Here is an 8,031-nt window from a genome sequence, read left to right on the forward strand (position 1 = left end):
ATTAGAAACTTATCAGCCAGTTGCGCAGCAGCCGGGCCCCGGCGTCCGCGGACTTCTCCGGATGGAATTGGGTCGCCCAGGTGGGCCCGTCCTCAACGGCGGCGACGAAGCTCTCGCCATGGGTGGCCATGGAGGCGCAGGTGCCGGGCGGGGGAACATGGGCGGCGTAGGAGTGCACGAAGTAGAAATACTCTTCGGCAAGGCCCGCGAACATCCGGGAGCCGGCCCCGGGAGTCACCCGGGTCCAACCCATATGGGGGATGACGGGGGCCGTGAGCTTTTGGACCGCACCCGGCCACAGGCCGATCCCGGCGGTCTCGACGCCGTGCTCGGTGCCGTGGGAGAACATCACCTGTTCCCCCACGCAGATTCCCAGCGTGGGCCGTCCCTGCGCATGACGGGTACGGATGATCTCCACCCCGTCCACGGCCCTCAGCCCGGCCATCACCGCACTGAAGGCCCCGACTCCGGGGACCAGGAGGCCGTCTGCCTGCGCCGCGCGGGTCCGATCGGCGGTGAGTTCGACCACCGCACCCGCGTGTTCGAGCGCACGGACCGCCGAGCGGACATTGCCCGCTCCGTAGTCGAGGACGACGACATCTGCGCTCATGCGCCGGCCCTCTTCGCCCCGCCGCCGAGCAACCGCCAGACCCGGTACAGGGAGAATCCCAGGACGAGGGCAGCCACCGCCACGGCGGCCCACACCAGGGCACGGCCCGAAAGCGCAACCAGGGCGCCGACGACGACGGCGATCACAGCCAGTAGGGCGACGACGAACCAGAGCAGAGCGGTACGCGCCAGCGATGCCCTGGCCGGGGTCATGGTGGCGGCCGAGGCCTGCATCTTGGTCATCGTCGAGGTGTCGATATGGCCCTCGACCTCGGTGGGCGCTGTCTGTTCGAGCAGCAGGGCCTCGACGATTCCCGGCAGGTTCGTCAGGGCCAAGCCGGCCGGCACATCGGACTCGCGCTTGCCATTGCGATAGTGGCCGGCATCGATCTGTTCCTCGCTGCGCACCAGCATGAGCACCTCGTGCTCACCGGCCAGGCGCGAGATCGTCGTGGCGATCTCGTCGGCCCCGGCGGCCGTGACGTCGTCGCGGGACAGAGCGGTGAATTCTCCGACGGGCACGACGTCACCGTGGATGTTCGACAGGACCAGGGCCGCAGCCAGCTGGTCCGCGCGTCCGAAGGGGGTGACGATCAGGGTACGGCTCACAGGGCTCCTTTGGTACTGGGAATCGCGCTGCCCATCCGCGGATCGGGTTCGACCGCCTGGCGCAGAGCGCGGGCGAAGGCCTTGAATTGGGCTTCGACGATATGGTGCGGATCGCGGCCGTCCAACAGGGTCAGGTGGACCGTCATACCGGCTGCGAAGGTCAGCGATTCGAGGGCATGGCGCGTCATCGACCCGGTGAAGTGCCCGCCGATCAGGTGGTACTGCTGCCCCTCCGGCTCACCCGTGTGAACGAAGTAGGGCCTGCCGCTGATATCGACTACGGCGCGCGCCAGCGCTTCGTCCAGCGGTACGTGGGCGTCGCCGTAGCGGCGGATCCCCGCCTTATCCCCCAGCGCCTGGCCGAGTGCCCGGCCGATCACGATCGCGGTGTCCTCGACCGTGTGATGGACATCGATCTGGGTGTCACCGGTCGCGCGCACGCGCAGATCGCACAGTGAGTGTTTGGCCAGTGCATTGAGCATGTGGTCGTAGAACGGCACGCTTGTGTCGATGTCGCCCTGGCCGGTGCCGTCGAGGTCGATCTCGACTTCGACAGTGGATTCGGAGGTGGCCCGCGTGGCGCGGGCGGTGCGGTGGGTCATATCAGTCCTGGGTCTCAGAGGGTGCAGTCAGCAGTTCCGGGTGCGCTGAGACCACGGCCGTCACCGCGGCGATGAAGGCATCCGTTTCCGCTTCGGTCCCCGCGTTGACCCGCAAATGGCCGGGGATGCCGTTGTCACGCACCAGCACTCCACGATCCAACAGGTACTGCCAGAGTCCGTGCGGGTCCGCAATCGATCCGAACAGCAGGAAGTTCGAATCGGAGTCCGCAACGCTGAACCCCAGCCCCAAGAGGGCATCGCGCATCCGGTCGCGACTGGTCTTGAGGGCCTCGACATTGGCCAGCAGGGAATCCGCATGATCCAGCGCGGCTCCGGCTGCGGCCAGGGTCAGCGCGGACAGGTGATAGGGCAGACGGACCAGCTTCAGAGCGTCGATGAGCGCCGGCTGGGCCACGGCATAGCCCAACCGCACACCGGCGAAGGCGAAGGCCTTGCTCATGGTGCGCGAAACGACCAGGCGCGGATACTCGTCCAGCAGGGTCAGCGCGGAGACGAATCCGGGACGTGCGAATTCCGCATAGGCCTCGTCCACGATCACGATGCCGGGCGCCGCGCGCACAATGCGCTCCACCGATTCGATCGGCGTCGAGCCACCCGTGGGGTTGTTCGGAGTGCACACGAAGACGACGTCGGGCCGCTCCCCTTCGATCGCGGCCAGGGCCGCATCGACGTCGATGTGGAAATCCGCGGCGCGCGGTACAGAGAGGAAGGAAGCACCCGTGCCCGTCGTGATGAGCGGGTGCATGGAATAACTCGGGGTGAAGCCCATCGCGGTGCGCCCCGGACCTCCGAACGCCTGCAGGATGTGCGAGAGGACCTCGTTCGATCCGTTGGCCGCCCAGATCCAATCCGGCGTCAGCACGGGATTGCGGTCGGCCGCACCCTGGGTGAGCAGGACCCGATTCAGATATCCGACGAGCTTGCCCCGCAACGCGGTGAAGTCCCGGTCGGGGTAGCGGTTGAGATCGGGCAGGACTTTCGCGATCGCGTCGGACATCGCGGAGACGACGTCTGGCGGCACGCTGTAGGAGTTCTCGTTGACATTGAGTGCGACGGGCACGTCGAGCTGCGGCGCTCCATACGGGGTCTGTCCCCGCAGGTCGTCGCGCAGCGGCAAATCCTGGAGATCGGTCACACGGAAAGTCTAACGCGCAGGCACCTGCAGGCTCTGCCCGGCCCGGATCGCGGAGTCGCGCAGACCATTGAGCCGTTTGATGTCCTCGACCACTATGTCCGTGCGCTGTCCGCCGGAGTGCGTGCGCGCGATCGACCACAGTGACTGGCCTTCCTCGACAGTCACCGTGGTCGTCGCGGGCGGTTCCGGCGCCTGGGCCGAGGCACCCGGTTGCGCCAGGAGGAACACCGGAACCGTGACCACGGAAATGGCCACCAGGACCACCAGCAGACGGACCCGGGTAAGAGCACTCCGATGCGGCGCCGGACGGGTTGTCCGGAATGCCTGTGACACAGCGATACTCATCGTTCCTCCTTTGGTTCGGGTCGCGCGGTGGGAAGTCCCGCGGCTCCTATTCGAACCTGTGTTCTATTGAAGCGCTTAATCGTATATATGTCCAGTCTTTTTTGGAACATTTTTGGAACATATGTGTGAAAATAGAATCGAACGGGGTCCGCAACCGTTGGCGCCTGCTGCAGCACAGCCTTCCAGCAGGCACTGACACGGCTCCTCTGAAGGAAAGTTTTCGCAGGTGAGGGCGATGAGGGACGGGGAATGACATGACAGCTGCACAGCGCCGGCCGCGCGGGCGGCCACGCAACGATAGCGTCGAGGACGAACTGCGCGAATTCCGCGACCGGGCCGGACACGGGGAGACCGGGAGCCAGTCGGCGGCCGCCGACGACCGGCGGCTGACCGCCAGGCAGCGGGTCGTCCTCGAGACCATCGAACAGGCCATCGTCGCCAACGGCTATCCGCCGAGCATGCGGGAGATCGGCGAGGCCTGCGGGCTGGCCTCGCTCTCCAGCGTCGCCCACCAGCTGACCCAGCTCGAACGGCTGGGCTATATCCGCCGCGATCCCAGGCGGCCCAGGGCCCTGGAGGTCGTCAATCCGGCCGAACAGAAGCTGGCCGCGGAAATCCACTCCACCGCGGAGCTCAACACCTCCTTGGTGCCGCTGGTCGGCCGGATCGCAGCCGGTGGCCCGATTACGGCCGAGCAGAACGTCGACGACGTCTTCGCCCTGCCCCGGCAGGTCGTGGGCTCCGGTGAGCTCTTCCTGCTCCAGGTGATCGGCGACTCCATGATCGACGCGGCGATCTGCAATGGGGACTATGTCGTCGTCAGGCGCCAGTCGAATGCCGAGAACGGCCAGATCATCGCGGCACTGCTCGACGATGAGGCCACGGTCAAGACCCTCAAGCGCACCGGCGGCAAGCAGTGGCTGATGCCGCACAACCCGGCGTATGAACCCATCGACGGGGACCACGCCACCATCATGGGCATCGTCACCGCCGTCATCCGCAGCATCTGAGGCGTTCGGCTGCGGGGCGCAGTGCCCGTGGCGCCCTGTTGCCCGGTCTGCGGCTCAGTCGGCTGCCGCGGGCATAGAGCCCAGCCGCTGTAGGGCGCCGCGGACTGTCGCATAGTCGTCGGTCCGCCACAGCGGCGGCAGGCTCTGCAGCAGGAAGCCCCCGTACCTGGCGGTACGCATCCGGCTGTCGAGGATCGCCACCACGCCGCGATCGTCGACGGTGCGGATCAGCCGACCCACGCCCTGGGCAAGTTTGAGCGCGGCCGAGGTCGCGCTGACGGCCATGAAGCCATTGGCCCCGTTGTGTTGGGCCTGCGCTGTCCGCGCCTTCGCCAACGGGTCGTCGGGGCGTGGGAACGGAATCCGGTCGATGACGACCAGTCGGCACGCCTGCCCCGGTACATCGACGCCCTGCCACAGGCTCAGGGTGCCCATCAGACAGGTTTCGTCCTCGGCCGCGAATCTCTTGACCAACTGGCCCAGAGTTTCCTCCCCCTGGAGCAGGATCGGCAGATCCGTATGCGCGCGCAGCGCCTCTGCGGCCTGAGTGGCCGCCAATTTGGAGGAGAACAGGCCCAGCGCCCCGCCGCCGGCGGCCGCGACGAGTTCGACCAGTTCGCTCGTCGCCTCATCGCCGAGTCCAGAGCGGCCCGGTTTGGGCAGGTGTCCCGCGACGTAGAGAATCCCCTGTTTGGGGTAGTCGAAGGGAGAGCCCACATCGATCGCGTCATAGCGCGGGGCATCGGGCCCGACCAGGCCCAGGGAGGCGGCCACCGCTTCGAACTTGCCGCCGAGCGCGAGAGTCGCCGATGTCGCCACCACGGTGGATTCCGCGAACAGCCCCGAGCGCATGGTGCCCGCCACCGACAGAGGTGCCGTGACCAACGAGGTCGTCTCCGTTTCCCGGAATTGATTCCGGGCCACCCAGAGAACGTCGTTATCAGCGTCCAGCGCCATGCGTTCTGCCAGTTCGAAGACTTCCTGCACGCGGGCCTTGGCCATCTTCTTCCCTGCGTCGGCATCATCGTCCGAGCGTTCCTTGTCCCCACCCATCTCCGAGACCAGCGTTCTGGCCTCGTCGCGCACCGCTGCGACTACGGACATAAGGGATTCGGGTTTGCGCAAAAGTAAACCGGTCTCGGATTCCGCCAGGGCCCGTTCGAAGCCGTTGGCCGCGCTGTCGAGCCGGCCGATCAGGGCCTCTGGCACCGTCGAGTGGCGTTTGGCCGAAGCCACCGCCGACTGGACCATGGGCACTGTCAGCGACCCGGTCAGCGCGTTGGTGACCCGATCGCGCAGTTCATGGGCCTCGTCGATGATGACGGCCCCGTGTTCGGGCAGGACCTTGTTCTGGCCGAAGGCGTCTATGGCCAACAGCGCGTGATTGGTCACCACGACGTCGGCGCCGGCGGCCTTGAGCTTGGCCATCTCCGCATAGCACTCGTCGTACAGCGGGCACTTCGAGCCGAGGCAGTCCGCGGCGTTGACGGATACCTGCTGCCAGGTCTTATCGGATACGCCGGGGGTCAGGTCGTCGCGGTCCCCGGTGTCGGTCGTGCGCTCCCAGGAACGGACCCGCGCGACTTCCTCCTCCAGCCGCGACATGCGCGTATTGCCGGACTGGGCTGCGGCGTCCGCACCCAGGTCGAAGAGCATGCCGGCATCGTCTTCGGGGTAGCCGCCGTCGAGCTTGTGCTTGCACACGTAGTTGCGCCGGCCCTTGAGCACCGCGGCAACGGGTTTGCGGCCGAATTCCGCCTTGGTGGCCTTGACCAGGCGGGGTAGGTCACGGTCGATGATCTGGCCCTGCAGCGCCAAGGTCGCTGTGGACACGACGACACGCGAGCCGGTGCGCATCGAGTATTCGACGGCGGGCACGAGATAGCCCAATGATTTGCCCGTGCCCGTGCCCGCCTGCACCAGCAGATGGGTCTCCGTGTCCAAAGCCGAGGCCACGGCCTCGGCCATGGTCTGCTGGCCCGCCCGCGGAGTACCTCCCAGAGCGCCGACGGCCAACCCCAGGAGTTCGGCTACATCCGCCACCCGGTCATTCCCCCTCTGTGTATCCGAAGGGGGCCAGCTCGGCGGCCAGATCATGATTGACCCGGGCGGTCAGGCGAGTGCCGGCTTCCCCGTACTCCTCGTGCTCGACGGTGCCCTGTTCGTGCACGCGCGAGACCAGATCGCCGCGGTCGTAGGGTATCAGCACGTCGACGGCGGTGTCGGGGCGCGGCAGCAGGTCCTCGACCCTGCAGCGCAGTTCCTCGACACCATCACCGGTATAGGCGGAGACCGCCAAAGAGCCACGGTGGGCGGCCAGCAGGCCGGCGAGCACCGCGGGGTCGGCGATATCGGCTTTGTTGAACACGATGAGTTCGGGAATCTGCCCTGTTTCGACATCGGCCAATACGTCGTGCACGGCGCTGATCTGGCTTTCGGGATCCGGATGGGAGGCATCGACGATGTGCAACAGCAGGTCCGAGTCAGCGGCCTCCTCCAGGGTCGACCGGAACGCCTCCACCAACTGTGTGGGCAGGTTGCGCACGAAGCCCACGGTGTCCGTGTAGGTGTACGCGCGCCCGTCGTCTGCCTGCGCCGCGCGGACCGTGGGGTCCAGGGTGGCGAACAGTGCGTTCTGCACCATCACCCCGGCGTTGGTCAGCCGGTTGAGCAGGCTGGATTTGCCGGCGTTGGTGTAGCCGACGATCGCGACCGAGGGAATCCTGTTGCGGTCGCGGTTGGAGCGCTTGGTCGCCCTGGCGGGCTCCATCGCCTTGATCTCCCTGCGCAGTTTCGCCATCCGGGTGCGAATGCGCCGCCTGTCCAGTTCGATCTTGGTCTCACCCGGACCGCGCGAACCGATCCCGGCCCCGCCAGCCACCCGGCCGCCCGCCTGCCGGGACATCGATTCGCCCCAGCCGCGCAACCGCGGCAAAAGGTATTCCATCTGCGCCAGTTCGACCTGTGCCTTGCCCTCCCGGCTCTTGGCGTGCTGGGCGAAGATGTCGAGGATCAGGGCGACCCGGTCGACGACCTTGACCTTGACCACGTCTTCGAGCGCACGCCGTTGGCTGGGGCCAAGCTCCGAATCCACCACGACGGTGTCCGCGCCCACCGCTGCGACGATGTCCGCCAGTTCCTGTGCCTTGCCGCGGCCCAGGAAAGTGCTGGGGTCCGGATTGGCGCGGCGCTGCAGCACTCCGTCGAGGACCGTCGAACCGGCCGTTTCGGCCAGTGCCGCCAGCTCCCGCAGCGATGCCTCCGCCTGGGCGGCGGTTCCGTGCGTCCAGATACCGGCCAGGACGACGCGCTCGAGGCGGATCTCACGGTATTCGACCTCCGTGATGTCCTCGAGTTCGGTCGACAGCCCCGCGACGCGCCGCAGTGCGGTGCGCTCCTCGACCTCCAGCTGGTCGTCGTGGGCGACCAGCCGCTCGTCGGTGAGCGCGGTCCCCGCCCGTGAGAGCACCCGGTCGACGACATCGCGACCGGTGCGGTTCCCGCCGCTGTTCTGGGGTTGGGTCATAAGGCCTCTGCTTCCTTTCGTCTGCGGTGTCCATTGTCCCACAGGCCACTGACGTTGATACTTGTAGGGATGGTTTCCATCCAGGGTGTGACCCAGGCACTGACTGGCCACCACAGTGTGTGCCTTTGCCGTGATCTGCCCACCCGCCAGGGACCGTCGAGTGTCCCGACCGGA

8 protein-coding genes are annotated in these 8,031 nt (G+C 67.0%); 1 reads left to right on the forward strand and 7 read right to left on the reverse strand.

Annotated elements, in window-relative coordinates; all coding sequences use genetic code 11:
- Position 1: 1 nt before the first annotated feature.
- The 5 genes from hisH to NQ036_RS13890 are packed head-to-tail and all read right to left on the reverse strand — an operon-like array spanning position 2 to position 3,321.
- Positions 2-610, reverse strand: coding sequence for an imidazole glycerol phosphate synthase subunit HisH (gene hisH, locus NQ036_RS13870; RefSeq protein ID WP_257047531.1), 609 nt, complete (start codon positions 608-610; stop codon positions 2-4).
- On the reverse strand, positions 607-1,218 hold the full coding sequence (locus NQ036_RS13875) for a hypothetical protein (RefSeq protein ID WP_257047530.1): 612 nt from the start codon (positions 1,216-1,218) through the stop codon (positions 607-609). The genes hisH and NQ036_RS13875 overlap by 4 nt, the downstream gene beginning before the upstream one ends.
- Complete coding sequence (gene hisB / locus NQ036_RS13880) at positions 1,215-1,820, reverse strand: imidazoleglycerol-phosphate dehydratase HisB (protein WP_257047529.1); 606 nt, start codon at positions 1,818-1,820, stop codon at positions 1,215-1,217. The genes NQ036_RS13875 and hisB overlap by 4 nt, the downstream gene beginning before the upstream one ends.
- A gap of 1 nt (position 1,821) precedes the next feature.
- Complete coding sequence (locus tag NQ036_RS13885) at positions 1,822-2,976, reverse strand: histidinol-phosphate transaminase (protein WP_257047528.1); 1,155 nt, start codon at positions 2,974-2,976, stop codon at positions 1,822-1,824.
- Positions 2,977-2,985: 9 nt separating this feature from the next.
- On the reverse strand, positions 2,986-3,321 hold the full coding sequence (locus tag NQ036_RS13890; protein ID WP_257047527.1) for a LysM peptidoglycan-binding domain-containing protein: 336 nt from the start codon (positions 3,319-3,321) through the stop codon (positions 2,986-2,988).
- Positions 3,322-3,575: 254 nt separating this feature from the next.
- Between NQ036_RS13890 and lexA the strand changes: the two genes are divergently transcribed.
- Positions 3,576-4,331: a transcriptional repressor LexA gene (gene lexA, locus NQ036_RS13895; protein WP_257047526.1), complete on the forward strand. Its 756-nt coding sequence runs from the start codon at positions 3,576-3,578 to the stop codon at positions 4,329-4,331.
- A 54-nt stretch (positions 4,332-4,385) separates the two neighbouring features.
- Here lexA and NQ036_RS13900 read toward each other — a convergent pair whose 3' ends face one another.
- Both NQ036_RS13900 and hflX read right to left on the reverse strand, forming a co-directional pair.
- The gene (locus NQ036_RS13900; protein ID WP_257047524.1) at positions 4,386-6,374 is read right to left on the reverse strand and encodes an ATP-dependent DNA helicase; all 1,989 of its coding nucleotides are present in this window, start codon (positions 6,372-6,374) and stop codon (positions 4,386-4,388) included.
- 4 nt (positions 6,375-6,378) lie between these two features.
- Positions 6,379-7,857 (reverse strand): GTPase HflX, encoded by a 1,479-nt coding sequence (hflX, locus tag NQ036_RS13905; protein WP_257047522.1) that lies wholly within the window; start codon positions 7,855-7,857, stop codon positions 6,379-6,381.
- Positions 7,858-8,031: the final 174 nt, after the last annotated feature.

Origin of the sequence: Brevibacterium sp. 91QC2O2 (genome assembly GCF_024580695.1) — a bacterium.
In the GTDB taxonomy this organism is placed as follows: domain Bacteria; phylum Actinomycetota; class Actinomycetes; order Actinomycetales; family Brevibacteriaceae; genus Brevibacterium; species Brevibacterium moorei.

Coding starts and splice junctions, on each gene's coding strand:
- hisH (WP_257047531.1), bottom strand. CDS start 610: ATGAGCGCAGATGTCGTCGTCCTCGACTACGGAGCGGGCAATGTCCGC.
- hisB (WP_257047529.1), bottom strand. CDS start 1,820: ATGACCCACCGCACCGCCCGCGCCACGCGGGCCACCTCCGAATCCACT.
- NQ036_RS13890 (WP_257047527.1), bottom strand. CDS start 3,321: ATGAGTATCGCTGTGTCACAGGCATTCCGGACAACCCGTCCGGCGCCG.
- lexA (WP_257047526.1), top strand. CDS start 3,576: ATGACAGCTGCACAGCGCCGGCCGCGCGGGCGGCCACGCAACGATAGC.
- hflX (WP_257047522.1), bottom strand. CDS start 7,857: ATGACCCAACCCCAGAACAGCGGCGGGAACCGCACCGGTCGCGATGTC.